This is a genomic window from Candidatus Margulisiibacteriota bacterium (assembly GCA_041650855.1).
In the GTDB taxonomy this organism is placed as follows: domain Bacteria; phylum Margulisbacteria; class WOR-1; order O2-12-FULL-45-9; family XYB2-FULL-48-7; genus JALOPZ01.
Window position 1 is genome coordinate 46,516 of record JBAZKJ010000001.1, and the last position, 15,863, is coordinate 62,378.

The 15,863-nt window shown below is 59.4% G+C and carries 19 protein-coding genes; 4 read left to right on the plus strand and 15 right to left on the minus strand.

The annotated features are described in order from the left end of the window. Positions 1 to 3 precede the first annotated feature (3 nt). Complete coding sequence (locus tag WC529_00270; GenBank protein ID MFA5112713.1) at positions 4 to 636, plus strand: hypothetical protein; 633 nt, start codon at positions 4 to 6, stop codon at positions 634 to 636. Here WC529_00270 and WC529_00275 read toward each other — a convergent pair. Both WC529_00275 and WC529_00280 read right to left on the minus strand, forming a co-directional pair. Next, complete coding sequence (locus WC529_00275) at positions 610 to 1,986, minus strand: UDP-N-acetylmuramoyl-L-alanyl-D-glutamate--2,6-diaminopimelate ligase (protein ID MFA5112714.1); 1,377 nt, start codon at positions 1,984 to 1,986, stop codon at positions 610 to 612. The two genes, WC529_00270 and WC529_00275, sit on opposite strands and share 27 nt — an antisense overlap. After that, the gene (locus WC529_00280; GenBank protein ID MFA5112715.1) at positions 1,983 to 3,050 is read right to left on the minus strand and encodes a peptidoglycan bridge formation glycyltransferase FemA/FemB family protein; all 1,068 of its coding nucleotides are present in this window, start codon (positions 3,048 to 3,050) and stop codon (positions 1,983 to 1,985) included. The genes WC529_00275 and WC529_00280 overlap by 4 nt, the downstream gene beginning before the upstream one ends. Positions 3,051 to 3,068: 18 nt before the next feature. On the opposite strand from WC529_00280, the gene WC529_00285 reads away from it, so the two are divergent. Then, positions 3,069 to 3,632, plus strand: a complete 564-nt coding sequence (locus tag WC529_00285; GenBank protein MFA5112716.1) for an aminodeoxychorismate/anthranilate synthase component II — start codon at positions 3,069 to 3,071, stop codon at positions 3,630 to 3,632. On the opposite strand, the gene WC529_00290 is transcribed toward WC529_00285, so the two are convergent. Both WC529_00290 and WC529_00295 read right to left on the minus strand, forming a co-directional pair. Then, positions 3,580 to 3,816, minus strand: a complete 237-nt coding sequence (locus WC529_00290) for an FmdB family zinc ribbon protein (protein MFA5112717.1) — start codon at positions 3,814 to 3,816, stop codon at positions 3,580 to 3,582. The genes WC529_00285 and WC529_00290 overlap by 53 nt on opposite strands. Before the next feature lie 22 nt (positions 3,817 to 3,838). Next, positions 3,839 to 4,045 (minus strand): hypothetical protein, encoded by a 207-nt coding sequence (locus WC529_00295; protein MFA5112718.1) that lies wholly within the window; start codon positions 4,043 to 4,045, stop codon positions 3,839 to 3,841. 95 nt (positions 4,046 to 4,140) lie between these two features. On the opposite strand from WC529_00295, the gene WC529_00300 reads away from it, so the two are divergent. Continuing rightward, positions 4,141 to 4,680, plus strand: coding sequence for a hypothetical protein (locus WC529_00300; GenBank protein ID MFA5112719.1), 540 nt, complete (start codon positions 4,141 to 4,143; stop codon positions 4,678 to 4,680). On the opposite strand, the gene serS is transcribed toward WC529_00300, so the two are convergent. Genes serS through WC529_00335 form a run of 7 tightly spaced genes read right to left on the minus strand, consistent with a single transcriptional unit; the run spans position 4,677 to position 10,964 of the window. After that, positions 4,677 to 5,930, minus strand: coding sequence for a serine--tRNA ligase (gene serS / locus WC529_00305; GenBank protein MFA5112720.1), 1,254 nt, complete (start codon positions 5,928 to 5,930; stop codon positions 4,677 to 4,679). The two genes, WC529_00300 and serS, sit on opposite strands and share 4 nt — an antisense overlap. A 4-nt stretch (positions 5,931 to 5,934) precedes the next feature. Then, positions 5,935 to 7,002, minus strand: coding sequence for an MFS transporter (locus tag WC529_00310; protein ID MFA5112721.1), 1,068 nt, complete (start codon positions 7,000 to 7,002; stop codon positions 5,935 to 5,937). Then, entirely contained in the window at positions 6,984 to 8,405 is a 1,422-nt protein-coding gene (gene cysS, locus WC529_00315) for a cysteine--tRNA ligase (GenBank protein ID MFA5112722.1), read from the minus strand. Before cysS ends, WC529_00310 begins: the two co-directional genes overlap by 19 nt. Then, complete coding sequence (gene cysE, locus WC529_00320) at positions 8,406 to 9,008, minus strand: serine O-acetyltransferase (GenBank protein ID MFA5112723.1); 603 nt, start codon at positions 9,006 to 9,008, stop codon at positions 8,406 to 8,408. A gap of 3 nt (positions 9,009 to 9,011) precedes the next feature. Beyond that, positions 9,012 to 9,542 carry a DUF2148 domain-containing protein gene (locus WC529_00325; protein ID MFA5112724.1) on the minus strand — a complete coding sequence of 177 codons (531 nt, stop codon included), beginning with the start codon at positions 9,540 to 9,542 and terminating at the stop codon, positions 9,012 to 9,014. Next, a complete protein-coding gene (locus WC529_00330) occupies positions 9,539 to 10,315 on the minus strand; it encodes a potassium channel family protein (protein ID MFA5112725.1) in 777 nt (258 codons plus the stop codon). The genes WC529_00325 and WC529_00330 overlap by 4 nt, the downstream gene beginning before the upstream one ends. Before the next feature lie 4 nt (positions 10,316 to 10,319). After that, the gene (locus tag WC529_00335) at positions 10,320 to 10,964 is read right to left on the minus strand and encodes a class I SAM-dependent methyltransferase (GenBank protein ID MFA5112726.1); all 645 of its coding nucleotides are present in this window, start codon (positions 10,962 to 10,964) and stop codon (positions 10,320 to 10,322) included. A gap of 58 nt (positions 10,965 to 11,022) precedes the next feature. Between WC529_00335 and WC529_00340 the strand changes: the two genes are divergently transcribed. Further along, positions 11,023 to 11,457: a hypothetical protein gene (locus tag WC529_00340; protein ID MFA5112727.1), complete on the plus strand. Its 435-nt coding sequence runs from the start codon at positions 11,023 to 11,025 to the stop codon at positions 11,455 to 11,457. Here WC529_00340 and WC529_00345 read toward each other — a convergent pair. The 4 genes from WC529_00345 to WC529_00360 are packed head-to-tail and all read right to left on the minus strand — an operon-like array spanning position 11,450 to position 15,858. Next, positions 11,450 to 12,472, minus strand: a complete 1,023-nt coding sequence (locus WC529_00345) for an aspartate-semialdehyde dehydrogenase (protein ID MFA5112728.1) — start codon at positions 12,470 to 12,472, stop codon at positions 11,450 to 11,452. The genes WC529_00340 and WC529_00345 overlap by 8 nt on opposite strands. Positions 12,473 to 12,474: 2 nt before the next feature. Further along, a complete protein-coding gene (dnaX, locus tag WC529_00350) occupies positions 12,475 to 13,962 on the minus strand; it encodes a DNA polymerase III subunit gamma/tau (GenBank protein MFA5112729.1) in 1,488 nt (495 codons plus the stop codon). Further along, on the minus strand, positions 13,959 to 15,050 hold the full coding sequence (alr, locus tag WC529_00355; GenBank protein ID MFA5112730.1) for an alanine racemase: 1,092 nt from the start codon (positions 15,048 to 15,050) through the stop codon (positions 13,959 to 13,961). The genes dnaX and alr overlap by 4 nt, the downstream gene beginning before the upstream one ends. Continuing rightward, positions 15,028 to 15,858: a PHP domain-containing protein gene (locus WC529_00360; GenBank protein ID MFA5112731.1), complete on the minus strand. Its 831-nt coding sequence runs from the start codon at positions 15,856 to 15,858 to the stop codon at positions 15,028 to 15,030. Before WC529_00360 ends, alr begins: the two co-directional genes overlap by 23 nt. Positions 15,859 to 15,863: the final 5 nt, after the last annotated feature.

Here is a 15,863-nt window from a genome sequence, read left to right on the forward strand (position 1 = left end):
GGCATGAAGAAACTAGTTTTCGCGCTCATCTCGATCGTCGCGATTGCAACCTTTGTCCGGGCCGAGGTTTCCGCCGCCGAACAGGATTATCTGAACAAGCTCTATTACAAGCATAATAAACTGGAGCTGGTGACCAAGAAGCGGCTGATCGACGAAAAACGCCACTACAATTACACCGACATCAGTTCGACCACCTTCTCGTTCGAATCGTATTCCGACACCACCACCCGGATCACCAACCAGGGGCTGCAGCGCTCGGAGGTCAAGGAGATCAACGAATGGTACGTTTACCTGGGCGGCATCAGCGAATTGAACGATTTCGATTTTCTCAAGCTGGTCGGCGATAACCGGGAGCTGGCCCGGATCAACGAACTGGAAAGCGGCAAGGCCGTCTGGCGCAACCTCGGCACCGCCTGCATCGGCGGCGGGGTCATTGCCATGCTCGGCGGCGCGGTCGCCTCGGCCGGGTCCGGCGTCATCACCACCGGCGCGCTCGTCATGACCGGCGGCTTTTTCTTAAGCGCCTTTAACCTGACCCCCGACCACTACATCCGGCCGGAATACGCTCAGGCGAAGATCGACGAATATAACGTGGCGTTGAAGCGGAAATTAAACCTGCCGCTGACCTACGAGTAGCTCCCGGACCACCGTTTTATCGTCCAGCGGCACTTGGCGGCCGTTAAAATCCTGATACTGCTCGTGTCCCCGGCCCGCGATCAAGACAATATCGCCCTTTTCGGCTGACTTCAAGGCCTGGACAATTGCTTCCTTCCGGTCAAGGCAACTCGCGACCCGCGACTCGTGCCCCGCAACGATCTCCTGGATGATCCTCTGCGGATCCTCGCTATGCGGATCATCGGTAGTAACGATAACCTGATCGGCCAGCCGCGCGGCGATCTCCCCCATCAGCGGTCGTTTCTCGCGATCACGGTCCCCGGGACAACCGAAAACCAGGCGCAGTTTCCCTTTGGTCAATGGCCGGTAAGTCTCCAGCAGTTTCTGCAGACTGTCCGGCGTGTGGGCAAAGTCAACGACCACCCGGAAGGGCTGGCCACAAGCAACCTCTTCCTGGCGGCCGGGAATGACCTTGACCGCTTCGATCCCTTCCTTGAGAATAGCCGGACGGATACCAAAAGTAACTCCGCATTGCCAGGCGGCGGCTATATTGTAGACATTGTGGGTCCCGATCAGCGGTGTCCTGATCTCGGTCGTGTTAAGTTTGACCGTCATCTCTTTGTCACGAATTTGGACCGCGGCAACCTCCGTATCAAACTCATTATGCTTGGTGCTCCGGAGCTCATGACGGGCCTGATCGATCCCAAAGGGGACAACCTCCCCCTTGACCACTCCCATGACCGCGGCGCTCGCCGGGTCGTCGACATTGATGATGGCGGTCGCCTCGTTATCGAGCATCTCGAACAGCTTTTTCTTGGCGGTCAGGTACTCCGCCATCGTCTTATGGTAATCGAGGTGATCGTGCGCCAGGTTGGTGAAGATGGCGACGGCGAACTTGCAGCCGTGGACCCGTTCCTGGGCCAGCGCGTGGGAGGAAACTTCGAGAACGCAGTGCGTGTAACCTTCGTTGACCAGCCTGGCCAATTCGGCCTGCAGGTCGGCCGACTCGGGGGTCGTCATCCCGTGGGTAATGGTCCCGATCAAGCCGGTCTTGAACCCGGCCTTGTTCAGGATCGACCGGACCAGGAAACAGACCGTCGTTTTCCCTTTGGTCCCGGTGACACCGATCAGTTTCAGCTTGGTCGACGGGAAGTCGTAGTATTTGGCCGAGAGATAGGCCAGCGCCTGCCGGGCCGAAGGGACCAGCTCGAAATTGACCCCCTCGGGGACCGCGATCTTTTGCTCGGCCACGATCGTTGTCGCGCCGCTGGCGATCGCCTGCGGCACGAAGTCCGCGCCGTCGCGCTTCAGGCCGGGAATGGCCACGAACGTGTCGCCGGGTTTTACTTTCCGGGAATCGTATTGGATCATTCGCTTAGTGAATCCTCGATCTTCCCCTTGGTCATCAGGCTGCGCAGGTTCTGCCACCAGACCACCCCGTGCTCCAGCGCCTGGTAAAAAAGCGGGCTGTAGGGAAAATCATAGGCACCGACGTATTTGACCAGCGCGCCGTTAAAGCCTTTCTTGAACCGGTAAACGCCGAACAGCGGGTGGTCCTCCTTGGGCGCGGCCGGTATCCCCCAGAGATCGTACGCCTTGAAGCCCCGCTCCTTCGCCCACTTGATCACTTCCCAGTGGAGCAGATGGTTCGGCATGACGTTGCGGTATTCGGAGGCCGACGCGCCGTACATGTACCAGATCGTTTTGCCGAAAGCGAAGATGATGACCGCGGCGATCGGCTTGTGCTCGTAATAAGCGATAAAGTTCGTCCCCAGGCCGGCCGGGAACAGGACCTGCCTGATCTTCTGGTAATACGCCTCCGGGTGGACAAGGAAATTATCGCGCTTGGCCGTGACCCGGTAAAGCTCGTGAAAATGAGCGATCCCGTGCTCGTCCGGCTCTTCCCGGACAACGACCCCTTTTTTCTCCGCCAAACGGATATTGTAGCGGGTCTTCTCTTCAAAACTCGCCAGCAGCTGGTCCAGATCGCGCTCCAGGTTCAGGATGAAGGTCGCCCGCGGCTGGACCTGCTTGAGCGCCCGGTCAAAACCGAGCGCGGTCAGGTTGGCCACGGCTTGCCGGTCGTCTTCGGGGACCTCCGGATCGATCTTCAGCGAAATGGCGTGGTTGCGGTCCGCTTCTTTCTCGATCACCGCCTGCAGTTGATGGAGCAGTTCCTTGTCGTGGTAATCGACGACCGGGCCGCGCGGGGCGTAGAAGAGGGAGTGCTTGATGACCGGAACCTCCCTTCTCAGAATGGAGATGCCGGCCCGGAAACGCCCGTCCTCTTCCAGCGCGATGCGGAGCGGCTGCCAGCCGAAATGCGACTTCAGTTCCCCCCATTCGTACGATTGGAGGACCGAGCCGTACGGGGAATTAGCGACGAAATCGTTCCAGCGGTCGCGCTCCGGGTAGGTGATTATTTTCGCCTGCATTCGTGCTACAATTATAACATGATTCTGGTCATCGATAACTACGACTCGTTCACCTACAATCTCGTCCAGTATCTGGGCGAACTCGGCGCCGACGTCCGGGTCTTCCGCAACGACGAGATCTCCCTGAAAGAGATCGCCCGGCTTAAACCGGAGCGGTTACTGATCTCCCCCGGTCCCGGCGAACCGCGGAACGCCGGCATCTCGGAAGCGGTCATTCTGGAATTTGCCGGCAAAATGCCGATCCTGGGCGTGTGCCTGGGCCACCAGGCGATCGGCGAAGTGTTCGGGGGAAAGATCGTCCGCGCCGCGCGGATCATGCACGGCAAGACTTCGGAGATCTACCATGACGGTAAGGGGGTCTTCCGGGGGATGCCCAAGCCTTTCACCGCCACCCGCTACCACTCGCTGGTCGTGGAAAGGAAAAGCTTGCCCAGCGTGCTAACGGTCTCCGCCTGGACCAAAGAGGGAGAGATCATGGGGCTGCGTCACCAGAAACTGAAGGTCGAAGGGGTCCAATTCCACCCGGAATCTATTTTGACTTCTTCGGGGAAGCGTCTTTTGCAGAACTTTTTGTCTCTTTAACTTCTTTCTTGCCGTAGTCGTTGACGTGAAATCCCGGCCCTTTGAAGATGATCCCCGCCGGCGAGATCAGGCGCTTGATCGCCCCTTTGCATTGCGGACAGAACCTCAACGGTTCTGCGGATATTTTTTGCAGCACTTCAAAGACGTGGCCGCACTTGGCACATTTGTAATCATAGAGAGGCATCGAATAATATTATAGCACGAAGTTAAAGGCCGAGAGTTTCCAGCGATTGCGGCGGCTGGGGGTTGATCGTGAACACGCCCGGCATTCCTTCGACCGGCTGCAGCCGCTTTTGCGCGTCGTTAAAATATTCGTTCAGCGTCTCCATGAAGTTCCCCTGCCCCGCGTACCTGACCGGGTTGGTGGAAACCACCTTAAAACTATCATAGATCTTGGAAATATCGCCTACCATCATAATATTTATCGTAATAATAAAAGAAATACTTGCATTACCGTCCACTAATCGGTAAAATTAGTCGCAACGATCCGCTGCATGGAGGAAAACAAATGAAAAAAGCGCTCATTCTCTCCCTGGTCCTAGTGCTGCTGCTCGCGTCCGTTTCGCTGGCCGCTCCGGTCAAAAAGAAAGTGCCGGCCAAGAAACCGGCTCCGGTCAAAAAAGTCCTGACTCCCGCCCCGTTGAAAGCCCCGGTCACCGTTCCGGCGGCCGCCGGCAATCGCGGTTTCGCGGCCAAAGGCGGCCTGATGGGCGGCGCCGGCGTCGCGGAGCTCGGTTACTACCTGCCGACCGGACCGGTCACCACCGGCCTTTATGTCGGTTACGGCCTGGGCAATAAATTTAACGTCATGGCCGCCCAGCTTGAAGCGGTCAAACAAGTCGGCGGGTTCAACGTCGGCCTTTCGCTCGATTACGCCAACTACTCTTCCGCCGTGCGCAATATCCCCGGTCTGGCGGGCGACACCGCCAAGGGAGCGCACGCCGGGATCGGCCTGACGGTCGGCAAGGAGATCAACAATAAAATGAGCGCCGGGCTCGGTTACAGCACGGCGTTCGGCCTGACGGCGACGGTCGGCTATAAGTTCTAGAGGTAACGCTTTAACGCTTCCGGGATATTGACCGTCCCGTCAGCTTGCTGGCAATTCTCTAAGATAGCGGCCAAACAGCGTCCCACGGCCAGGCCGGAGCCGTTTAAAGTGTGGACGAACTCCGGTTTGGCGTCTTTCTCCTGCCGGTAACGGATCCCCGCCCTCCTCGCCTGGAACGACTCGAAGTTCGAGCACGACGAGATCTCCCGGTAGGCGTTCTCGCTCGGGAACCAGACCTCGATATCATAGGTTTTCGCCGAGGAAAAACCGAGGTCGCCGGTGCAAAGCTGGACGACCCGGTAAGGGAGATTAAGCTTTTGCAGGACCATTTCGGCGTCATGGGTCAAGCTTTCCAGTTCAGCGCTGGACTTCTCCGGCTCGACGAACTTGACCAGTTCGACCTTATTGAACTGGTGCTGGCGGATAAGCCCCTTAACGTCCTTGCCGTACGAGCCGGCTTCGCGCCGGAAACACGGGGTCCAGCAGCAATGCCTGATCGGCAGCGTCCCCGGCGGCAGTATCTCCTGGCTGTATAGGTTAGTCACCGAAACTTCGGCGGTCGGGATCAAATACAGTTCATCATCCCGGCACTTGAACATCTCTTCCTCGAACTTGGGGAGCTGCCCTGTCCCTTTCATCGCTTCGGGCGTGACCAGCACCGGGGTCAAAACCTCGGTGTAACCGTGTTCTTTGGTGTGCAGATCGAGCATCAAACTGATCAAAGCGCGCTCCAGGGCCGCCCCCTCCCCTTTATAGACGACAAAGCGGGAGCCGGAGATCTTGCCGGCCCGGTCAAAATCGAGCCAGCCGAGCTTCTTGCCGACCTCGTCATGGGCAAGCGGCTTAAAGGCGAACTTCGTCCGCTCGCCCCACTCGCGGACGACCGGGTTATCTTTGCTCGATTTGCCGATCGGCACGCTCTTCTGCGGCACGTTGGGGATATTAAGCAGGATATTGTTCAGTTCGTTCTCGAACCGGGACTGCTCCTCCTGCCGGTCCTTAATGCTGGCCGAGAGCGTTTTCATTTCGGCGAGGAGCGGCGCGGCATCCTGCTTGTTCTTCTTCAGCTCGGCGATCTTGGCCGAGGCGGCGTTTTGTTTGGCTTTGAGCTCTTCAATGTGGGTGGTGAGCTTGCGCCACTCTTCATCGCTCTGCAGCCAGCTTTCGATCACCGTGATGTCGAAACCGCGGTTGCACAGCCCGGCCATCACGTCATCGACCTTGCTGCGGATGTATTTTGGGTCCAGCATAGCTTTATTCTAACACGGAAGTGAAAGTAACTAAACCGAGAAACGCCAACCCGGCCCCCGCCCACATCAAACTGGCAAAGCCGAAATCCTGGGTGATCCAGCCGGCCAGGAACGGGCCGACCACCGCGGTAAAGTTAATGATCGAATTAAGCAGGCCGACGGCGACCGATTGCTCGGCCTGGTTCCGGGTCATCAGCTCCTGCAATGACCCGACCTGCAAAGTGGAAAAAGAGAGCGCCAGTAATACTTGTAAAAAGAGGACGACCGGCAGGTAGGGAAAAAGCGCGTAGCCGGCGAACGTCATCACCGTGCAGAGCAGGCCGATATTGACCAGGAAAAGGTTATGGAACCGCTCGATCCGCCCCATGATCAGGAACTGGGAAAAGGTGTTGACGAAATAAGCGATGCCGACCCAGAGCTTGTCGGCCCCGGTCATGACCAAATACAGCGGAAAGACCGCCCAGATCGATTGCGCCCCGAGCGCCCGGAAAAAATACGGGACATAGACCCGGCTGTTCCGCCAAAACAAGCGCCACGGCACCAGTTTGACCGGCCGCGGCGGCGGATATTCGCTCTCCAGCTGAAGGGAAGCGCAAAAAGCGGCCGCGAAACAGACCGCGCTTAGCGCAAAGATCACGCTGGTCGCAGCAAGCAAACCGGCCACGATCGAGCCGAGCGCCCAGCCGAGCGAGCCGAATCCCTGAAACTTCCCCATTTTCCCCCGCTGTTCGGAATAAGCGTAGACCGCCAGCGCCGCCGGAAAAACGCCCGCCCCCGCCCCGGCCAGCGCACGGAGGTAAAAGAGCGAAACGATATCGTGGGCCAGGACCTGGGCGGCAAAGACCGCCGCGCAAAAGAGCAGCCCGGCGCGCAGGATCAGCCGGCCGCCGTATTTATCGGCCAACACGCCGAACAGGTAAGAAGAGCAGAGGAATAAACCGTTATAGGCGCCGACGATCAGGCCGACCGTCCCCGGTCCGGCGCCGAAACTTTCGGCCAGGAGCGGGATAAAGATCGACGACGCCATCAGGGCGGCATAAGAGAGGAGCTGGATCAGGTTCGTGTTCGCCATTTGGTCCCGTACGGCGTGTCTTCGATCTCGATCCCCAGCTCCGTCAGCTGCTGCCTGATCTCGTCGGCCCGCTGGTAGTTCTTCTGCTTGCGGGCCGTCTCGCGCTCCGCCACCAGGTTTTTGATATCTACGGCTTTCTCTCCGCCGCTAATGGCCAAGGGCGCCACAACTAAGCCAAGGATGTCACACAGCTCGACGACCGAAGTTTTCATCAACGCCAGACACTCTTTTTCCGCTTCCCCTTCATCCAGGGCCTTGCGGCAGAACTTGATCAGGTCGAACACGGCGGCCAACGCCCCGGCAGTGTTAAAATCATCATCCATCGCCGCCTTAAACTTTTCCCGGTAAGGCATTAACTCTTCGTCCAGGTCTTCCAGCTCGATCTCCGGCGCCTCTTCCTGGGTATTCGCCGCCAGGAAGTCCAGGTTTTGGATAAAACCGCGGATCCGCTCAAAGCCTTCTTTAACGCTGTCGATCTCGGCGTTGGAGTAATTGATCGGGCTCCGGTAGTGGGTCATCAGCAGGAAAAAGCGGATGACCATCGGGTCGTATTTCTTGAAGATGTCCTTGAGCGTGAAAAAGTTGCCGAGCGACTTGCTCATCTTCTGCTTGTTGACGTTGACAAAACCGTTGTGGAGCCAGTATTTGACCCAGGGGGACTTGCCGGTCAGCGCTTCGGTCTGCGCCGTCTCGTTCTCGTGGTGCGGGAATTCGAGATCGAGTCCGCCGCCGTGGATGTCGAACTGCTCGCCGAGATATTTGGTCGACATCACCGAACATTCGATGTGCCAGCCGGGACGACCCTCTCCCCACGGGCTCGGCCAAGACGGCTCGCCCGGTTTGGCTTTTTTCCATAACGCGAAGTCCAAGGGATTCTTCTTCGCCCCTTTAACCTCGACCCGGGCGCCCGATTCCTGATCTTCTTTTTTCTTACCAGACAATTTCCCGTAAGCCTCGAATTTATCGACTTCAAAGTAAACGCCGTCGTCCAACTGGTAAGCGTAGCCCTTTTCCATCAGGCCGGCGATCCATTTGATCATGCCGTCGATATTCTCCGTCGCTTTCGGGTACTCCGTCGCCCGCCGCACGTTCAGTCGGTCCATCACTTCGTAGAACGAAGCGGTATATTTCCCCGCGATCTCGCTAACCCCTACCCCCTGCTCCTTCGCCTTCGCGATGATCTTGTCATCGATATCGGTGATATTCTGGATATGTTTGACCTGATACCCGGAGTATTCCAGATAGCGCTTAATGACATCGAATGTCACGTACGCCCGGGCGTGGCCAAGATGCGTCTCGTCGTAGGGGGTAATGCCGCAGACGTACATGCCGACCGCGGGAGGCTGCAGCGGCTGGAACTCCTCTTTCCGGCGGGTGAGAGTATTGTAGACCTTAAGCGCCATTTACTTCAGCTTTTCTTCCAGTGCCTTGAGGCGGGTGTTCAGTTCGTCAAGCGCCCGGTGGACCGGGTCCGGCAATGCGCCGTGCTCCAGCGGATCGAGCCGCCGCCCTTCCTGCTTCAGGATCCAGGCCGGGTTGCCGACCACGGTCGTATCGGGCGGCACTTCCTTGGTCACCACGGCGCCGGCGCCGATCCGGGCATTGTCGCCGACCTTGATGTTCCCCAGCACGATCGCCCCCGCGCCGATCACTACGTTGTTGCCGATCGTCGGATGCCTTTTCCCCTTTTCCTTGCCGGTCCCGGCCAGGGAAACCCCCTGGTAGATCATCACGTCGTTGCCGATGACCGTCGTCTCGCCGATCACCGTGCCGTTGCCGTGGTCGATAAAAAAGCGCCGGCCGATGGTCGCGCCGGGGTGGATCTCGATCTGGGTCAAGAGCCGCATGATCTGCGAGATCAAACGGGGAAAGAACGGGATGTGCCAGCGGTAAAGGAGATGGGTTAGCCGGTGGACCCAGATCGCCCACAGCCCCTGGTAAAGCAGGACCTCAAGGTTCCTGGCCGCCGGGTCTTTTTCAAATATTACTTTGATATCGTCAAACATATTTCACTTCCTGTCAAAAAATGGGTTCTTGCTCGAAACGGACAGCGGTATTCCCAAGGCGATGGCGACTTCGGGACCGAGCAGTTTCATTTCGACCGCCGCTTTACCGACGGTGTACATCACCCGGTTATCGATCCGGTGGTCGGCCGCGACCGAGACCGCCGAACCGACCGCGATCCCCAGGTCGACGGAATTTAAAGCGCAAACCGCGCCGGCCCGCTCCGCTTCGTCGCACGAGGGGTAACCGCAGAATGAGCAATAGCGCAGCCCGACGACTTTCTGCTTCGTCCCGATCAGCAGTATCGCTTGGGCGCCTTTGATGTTCTCACTGTCGCGCAGGAAGGTCTGGTGTTTCTCCCGCTCGCCGATCGCCTGCATCTGGGCCGACAGCTTGGCAATATCGGCACCGGTCAGGACCAGTACCTCCAGCAGGTCCAAGCCGCGCCCTTTCGGAGCCGTCCTGGCCGCCAGCGCCAGCTCCTCGGCCACCCGGGCGACCGCGGCCGCGCGGAACGCCGGCTCCTGCCCGCTCATTTTATGCCGTCCCGCCGGTGCTTGATGGCGATATCGGCAATATGTTTGCCGGCCGTCAGGTAAGGCGAGATCACCCGGTTCGCTCCCGCTTTCTTCAATTTTTCTTCCGCGTCGGGATACCCGGCCCGGGCAATAATATACAGATCAGGGTTCAGGACGCGGGCGGAAAGCGTCACAAAGACGTTGGCGGTGTCGGAATCGGCCGAAGCGATCAGCCCCTTGGCCTGCATGATCCCGGCTTCCTTGAGGATCGCGTCCGAGGTGATGTCGCCGAGCAGGTGGGGAATGCCTTGCGGCTCCAGTTCCAGCGCGACTTCCGCCTTGGTGTCGATCACGACGCAGGGAACGCGCGCGTCGCTCAGCTCTTGGGCGATCTGGTGCCCTACCCGGCCGAAGCCGCAGATTATAAAATGGTCCTTCATCTCCCTGATCATGTTCTCCATTTTCTTTTTCCTCCTGTAACCGATGATCTGCCCTTCCAGGATAATTTCGATGATCTGGCCGGCGGCGTACAGCGCGGTGCTGACCCCGGTGATGATGATCACCATCGTTAAGATCCGCCCGGCCGCGTTGAGCTCGTGTACTTCGCGGAAACCGACCGTCGAGAGCGTAATGACGATCATGTAGAGCGCGTCGAGGAAATTCCACCCTTCCAGCACCATGTACCCGCTGATGCCGACGATCACGATCGCCAGGAGCAGCAAGCCCGGCACGATCAGCCGCCGGAGCGGGTTCATCTGGAACTTCACGATATCGAGTTTTTTGTTTTCCATTTCGTTATTTCAACATATAGACCGTAAAGTCGCCGGCATGGTAATCGTGCCGCAAAACGTAACGGCCGCACACGAACCGGACATAGCTCAGGATCAGCTCCGGGCTGAAAAAGAAATAGCGCCCGGAATTCAGGTCGCCCGGGTCGGCGATCGGCATCATCCCTTCTCCCAGAAAATTGAGCGCCGCCCCGTGCTTGGCCAGGTCGTACATCCGGAAGATCATCTCCTTGACGAACTCCAGATGCTCTTCCCGCCCGGCCGTCCGGATGTTCAGCGCGCCCGAACAGAAAACGTAATCGAACTGCGGCACCTGCCGGTCGGCCAGGATGTCTTTGAGCGCGAACCGGGCGTCCGGGTACTTTTTCCTGCCTACATCCAGTATTTTAGGCGAAATATCGTAGCCTGTATAGCTGATTTTATGCCGGTTCAGCAATCCTTCCGCTTTAAAAAAGCCGAAGAGGTCGCCAAACCCGCAGCCGACGTCCAGGACCGAGACCCCGGACCCTTTTTTGCCGTAAACGAAAAGCTCTTTCAAGACATGGTAGCGGAGCCGCTGGCTTTCCCGCGAGTTCCAGTCGAGGGCCTGAGGGCTGTCGCCGTGCTTCGCCAAGAGGTCCTCGTAATAATCGATCTGCGCCTGGTGGTCCATGGTTTGATTATAGCAAATCCGGACTGAAATTTATTGAGCTATCAGCCGACATTATGGTATGAACATCTTGGGCGTTTCCGCGGCCATGAACGCGATCAGACAGGTCGGCAAGCCGCCGATAAAATTTAACGGCTTCCATTTTGCCAAGCTCGATCACAAGAACCGCTTTGTGCTGCCGGCCGCCTTTCAGCGGATGATCGGTCAGAACCGCCTGGTAATGACCGTGATGCAGGAAACGGAGCGGATCATCGTCGGTTTCGAGGATGCTCAGTGGCGTGAGAACGTCGCCCGTCTCGCTTCACCGGCCTTGGAATCGATCACCGCTTTCACTTTTGAGCCAAAGGACTACCAGCACGGCCGCTACCGGATACCCGAGTCGGTCATGGAGCTAGTCGGCTTGCAAAAGAACGAGGAGCTGGCCGTGGTCGGGTGCGGCGATCATCTGCAGATCTGGAAAAAAAGCAGCTGGCTAGAACAGGTCCTGCCTAAATAAGTCCGTCCGCGATCATCCGCTCGGCGATCAGCACCGCGTTGAGCGCGGCACCCCGGCGCAGATTATCGGCCACGATCCACATTTCGATCCCGTTCGGGATGGAGATATCCTCGCGGATCCGGCCGACGAAGGTGTCGTCTTTGCCGACGCAATCGATCGGAGTCGGATAGCCGCCGTTCTTAGGGTCGTCCACTACGGTAACGGTCGGGAACTTGCCGATAAGCTCGCGGACCTGCTGCGCGGTGATCTTCTTTTTGGTCTGGATGTTCACGGACTCGCTGTGGCCGATCGCGACCGGCACCCGCACGGTGGTCGCCGTGATCTTGATGGACTCATCCTCCAGGATCTTCCGCGTTTCGTTGACCATCTTCAGTTCTTCCTTGGTGTAGCCGTTATCGGTGAACGCGTCGATCTGCGGGATCACGTTGAAGGCGATCCGTTTTGGCAGGTACTTGACCGGCACTTTGGCGTTCGGGTCGTCCAGCACGAGCCTGGTCTGCTCGTACATCTCCGCGATCGCCTCTTTCCCCCACCCCGAGGTCGCCTGGTAGGTCGAAATGACCAGGCGTTCGATCCCGACGGCGTCGTAGATCGGCTTGAGCGGCAAAACCATCTGGGCGGTTGAGCAGTTCGGGTTGGCGATGATCCCCTTGTGCTGCTTAATGGCGTGGCCGTTCACTTCCGGCACGATCAGCGGCACGCTGGGGTCCAGCCGGAAATGGCTGGTGTTGTCGATCACGATGCAGCCCCGTTTGGCCGCCTCCGGGGCCAGCGCGGCCGACGGCTTGGCGCCGGCGGAGAACAGGCCGATCTCCATCCCCTCGAACGAGCCCGGCTCGGCCAGTTCCACGGTATATTCCCGCCCCTGGAAAGTCACTTTGCTCCCGGCCGTCCGTTCGGAGGCAAGCGGCAGGAACTTATTGACCGGGAAATTCCGCTGTTCCAGGACCTTCATCATCTCTTTGCCGACCATCCCGGTCGCGCCCAAAACGCAGACGTTATATTTTTTTGCCATCGCTAGACCACCTTTCCGTCAAAGAACTCGGCGACCGATTTGACCGACAGGGTCGGCGTTTTCGGCCGATCACTAATTATACACTCGACCGGGATCTTGTGTCCCACCACTTCCCGGATCGAGTCTTCCAGCGCTTGCTTGTTCTTTTGCTCTTCGAGCCGCTCCTTGTGGAAGGAATAGCCTTTGCGGAAACCGATCACCAGCTTGCCGCTCGCCGCCAGTTCGATCGGCTCTCCTTCATGGAGGGAAACGAAACCGTAGATGCTTTTCTTGCGCATGTTTTCTAAGATAGACTCCCAATGCTCCTTGATCGAGGCCAGCGATCCGTCTGTTGGGGATCGTTGTTCGGTTGCGGTTGCAACGCGCGTTTCGTTGGACTCTGCAACGCGCTTCACTTCCGCTACCACAGGCCGCTCACCGAGCAGCTCCAGCAGCGCTACTTCCAGCACCAGCCGCCCGTAAGGATGCCACTTCATGTCGAGCTCGGCGCGGGAGAGCGCGCGCAGCACCTCTTTGACCCGTTCCGCCGAGAACTTTTGGGCTTGTTCGGCCAGCCGCTGCCGTTGGTCGGCGGTCAGCTCCAGCGCGTCGCCGGCGCCGGCCTTGACGTGCATGAGATTGCGGAAATGGAAGACCAGCTCGCGCGTTACCTGCTGCATCGAGCGGCCTTCTTCCATCCCGCGGCGGACCAGGTCGAGCACTGCGGCCGGGTCGTTCGCCGCCACCGCGTCGGCAAAGCCGAACAGCAGCGCCTCGTCCGCCGTGCCGAGCAGGGTCACCACGTCGTCGTAGGTGATCTTGTCGCCCGAAAAAGAGACCAGCTGGTCGAGCAGCGAGATCGCGTCGCGCATCGCCCCTTCGGCCGAGCGGGCGATCAGCTCCAGCGCCTGGTCCTCGATCTGGAACTTTTCGCTCTGCGCGATCTTCTTAAGCTGGGCGACGATCTCCGGCATCTTGATCCGGCCGAAGTCGAGCCGCTGGCAGCGCGAGGCGATCGTCAGCGGCACTTTCTGCAGCTCGGTGGTCGCCAGGATGAACAGGGTATGCGCCGGCGGCTCTTCCAGCGTCTTGAGCAGCGCGTTGAACGCCTCCGGCGTCAGCATGTGGACCTCGTCGATGATGTAGACCTTGTAGCGGCCTTCCAGCGGCGCGTAGCGGACCCGCTCGCGCAGCTCCCGGATCTCGTCGATCCCGCGGTTGCTGGCGGCGTCGATCTCGATCACGTCGGCCGCCTGCCCGCTCTTGATCTTGGCGCAGTTCTCGCATTCGCCGCACGGGGTCGGCGTCGGCCCCTTTTTGCAGTTCAGCGCCTTGGCGAAGATCCGCGCGGTGGAGGTCTTGCCGGTCCCGCGCGGGCCGGCGAACAGGTAGGCGTGGGCGATCCGGTCCAGCTTGATCGCGTTCTGCAGCGTCTGCACGATCACCGGCTGGCCGACGATCTCGGCAAAGTTTTGCGACCGCCATTTGCGGTAGAGGGAAACGTAGCTCATTTGTACACCCGCGGCACCCGCTTGCCGATGCTGCACACGACCTCGTATGAAATGGTGTCTTCCAGCGCGGCGATCTCGTCGGCCGAGATCCCCTGCCCGTTCTGTTCGCCGATCAAGACGACCTCGTCCCCCATCTCCACCCGGCCGGCGCCGACGTTGACCAGCGTCAGGTCCATGGAGACCCGTCCGACCACGGGATAGCGCTTGCCGCGGATCAGGACCGACCCCTTGTTGGAGAGGCGGCGGCTGAAACCGTCGGCGTAGCCGACCGGGATCGTGGCGATCGTCGTTTCCGCCGGCGTCACAAAGGTGCTGCCGTAAGAGAGCGGCGTGCCGGTCGGCACTTTTTTCAGGTAGGTGACGCGCGTCTTGAAAGAGAGGGCCGGTTGGAGGTTGATCAGCCGGCGCGAGTTCCCCTGCGGGTATAACCCGTAGATCATCAGGCCGCAGCGGACCATGTCCAGGTGGGTATCTTTATGGAAAAGCGCCGCCGCCGAGTTGGCCGTGTGTTTGAGCGGGATCTGCGGCAGGCGCGCGGCGATCTGCTGGAACCGGCTGAACTGGTCGACGGTAAAATGGTCTTCCGGGTCCTCGGCCTTGGCGAAGTGGGTGAATAAACCTTCCACGGCGAGCGCGGGGAGCGAAGCGACCTTGGTGACAAAGGCGATCGCTTCCGACGGCAGGACGCCGACCCGCCCCATCCCGGTATCGATCTTGACGTGGACCCGGACGGTTTTTCCCCGTTTTTGCGCTTCGTCCGACAGCGCTTTGGCTTCGGTGAACGAGTAGATCGTCTGGGTGAGGTCGTGCTGCACGATCTCGTCGGCGACCGAGGTCGGCGATTCGGTCAGGATCAGGACCGGGGCCAGGATACCCGCCTCGCGCAGCTCCAGCGCCTCTTTCAGGTTCGCCACGCCCAGGTAATCGGCCCCCGCTTCCACCGCCGAACGGGCGACCGCGGCCGCGCCGTGGCCGTAAGCGTTCGCTTTGACCACCGCCATGAACCGGGTGCCGGGTTGGAGCAGCCCTTTGATCTGCGCGATATTATGTTTGATCGCCGTCAGGTTAATTTCCGCGTGCGTGTTCATCTTTTAATTTCTCCACTACTTCGTCCGGGACCGGCAGCTCGCCGAGCTTCTGCTCCCGGGCGAAATTCGCCCCGTGATAATCCGAACCGCCGGTGATCAGCAGCCCGTGTTTAAGCGCCAGCGCCCGGTAACGCTCGATCTGGTCCGGAGAATACCCCGGATAGATCGCCTCGATCCCGCGCAGGCCGGCGCCGATCAGCTCAACGATCAGCTCGTCGCAATTGGTGATCACCGGATGGGCAAAGACCGGTATCCCGCCGCTCCGCTTGATCAGGCCGACCGCTGCCGCCGGCGCCAACTTGTAATGCGGCACGTAAGCCGGCCCCCGCGAATCAATGTAGCGGTTGAACGCTTCCTTGATCGTCGAGACGTAGCCGCGCTTGACCAGGACTTTCGCGACATGCGGCCTGCCCGGCGCTTTGCCGCCGGACGCGGCCAGTATTTCCTCCGGCTCAACTTCGACTTTCAAAGCCCGCAGTTTCTTGGCGATCTTATAGATCCGCTTGACCCGCCCCTCCTGGATCTGCGCCAGGGCGGCGGCCAGTTCCGCGTTGTCCGGATCGATAAAATAGCCGAGGATGTGGGCCTCGCACTGCTTGTTCTCGGTCGTGAACTCGATCCCCGGGATCACTTCCACGTTTTGGCCTTGGGCTTGCGCCTCCGTTTGGGCCCGCCCGATCCCGTCGACGATATCGTGGTCGGTCAGCGCGATCGCCGTTAACCCGGCCGCCTGAGCCAGCCTGACCAGTTCTTCGGGAGAATCGCTGCCATCGGACAGGTTGCTGTGCATGTGGAGGTCGGCTGGCATTAGGC

Excerpts from the sequence above, each read along its gene's own strand:
- serS (MFA5112720.1), bottom strand. The coding sequence starts at position 5,930 with ATGCTGGACCCAAAATACATCCGCAGCAAGGTCGATGACGTGATGGCC.
- WC529_00345 (MFA5112728.1), bottom strand. The coding sequence starts at position 12,472 with ATGGCAAAAAAATATAACGTCTGCGTTTTGGGCGCGACCGGGATGGTC.
- WC529_00280 (MFA5112715.1), bottom strand. The coding sequence starts at position 3,050 with ATGCAGGCGAAAATAATCACCTACCCGGAGCGCGACCGCTGGAACGAT.
- cysE (MFA5112723.1), bottom strand. The coding sequence starts at position 9,008 with ATGTTTGACGATATCAAAGTAATATTTGAAAAAGACCCGGCGGCCAGG.
- WC529_00310 (MFA5112721.1), bottom strand. The coding sequence starts at position 7,002 with ATGGCGAACACGAACCTGATCCAGCTCCTCTCTTATGCCGCCCTGATG.
- WC529_00290 (MFA5112717.1), bottom strand. The coding sequence starts at position 3,816 with ATGCCTCTCTATGATTACAAATGTGCCAAGTGCGGCCACGTCTTTGAA.
- WC529_00300 (MFA5112719.1), top strand. The coding sequence starts at position 4,141 with ATGAAAAAAGCGCTCATTCTCTCCCTGGTCCTAGTGCTGCTGCTCGCG.
- WC529_00360 (MFA5112731.1), bottom strand. The coding sequence starts at position 15,858 with ATGCCAGCCGACCTCCACATGCACAGCAACCTGTCCGATGGCAGCGAT.
- dnaX (MFA5112729.1), bottom strand. The coding sequence starts at position 13,962 with ATGAGCTACGTTTCCCTCTACCGCAAATGGCGGTCGCAAAACTTTGCC.
- WC529_00275 (MFA5112714.1), bottom strand. The coding sequence starts at position 1,986 with ATGATCCAATACGATTCCCGGAAAGTAAAACCCGGCGACACGTTCGTG.
- WC529_00295 (MFA5112718.1), bottom strand. The coding sequence starts at position 4,045 with ATGGTAGGCGATATTTCCAAGATCTATGATAGTTTTAAGGTGGTTTCC.
- WC529_00340 (MFA5112727.1), top strand. The coding sequence starts at position 11,023 with ATGAACATCTTGGGCGTTTCCGCGGCCATGAACGCGATCAGACAGGTC.
- WC529_00335 (MFA5112726.1), bottom strand. The coding sequence starts at position 10,964 with ATGGACCACCAGGCGCAGATCGATTATTACGAGGACCTCTTGGCGAAG.
- WC529_00330 (MFA5112725.1), bottom strand. The coding sequence starts at position 10,315 with ATGGAAAACAAAAAACTCGATATCGTGAAGTTCCAGATGAACCCGCTC.
- WC529_00285 (MFA5112716.1), top strand. The coding sequence starts at position 3,069 with ATGATTCTGGTCATCGATAACTACGACTCGTTCACCTACAATCTCGTC.
- alr (MFA5112730.1), bottom strand. The coding sequence starts at position 15,050 with ATGAACACGCACGCGGAAATTAACCTGACGGCGATCAAACATAATATC.
- WC529_00270 (MFA5112713.1), top strand. The coding sequence starts at position 4 with ATGAAGAAACTAGTTTTCGCGCTCATCTCGATCGTCGCGATTGCAACC.
- cysS (MFA5112722.1), bottom strand. The coding sequence starts at position 8,405 with ATGGCGCTTAAGGTCTACAATACTCTCACCCGCCGGAAAGAGGAGTTC.
- WC529_00325 (MFA5112724.1), bottom strand. The coding sequence starts at position 9,542 with ATGAGCGGGCAGGAGCCGGCGTTCCGCGCGGCCGCGGTCGCCCGGGTG.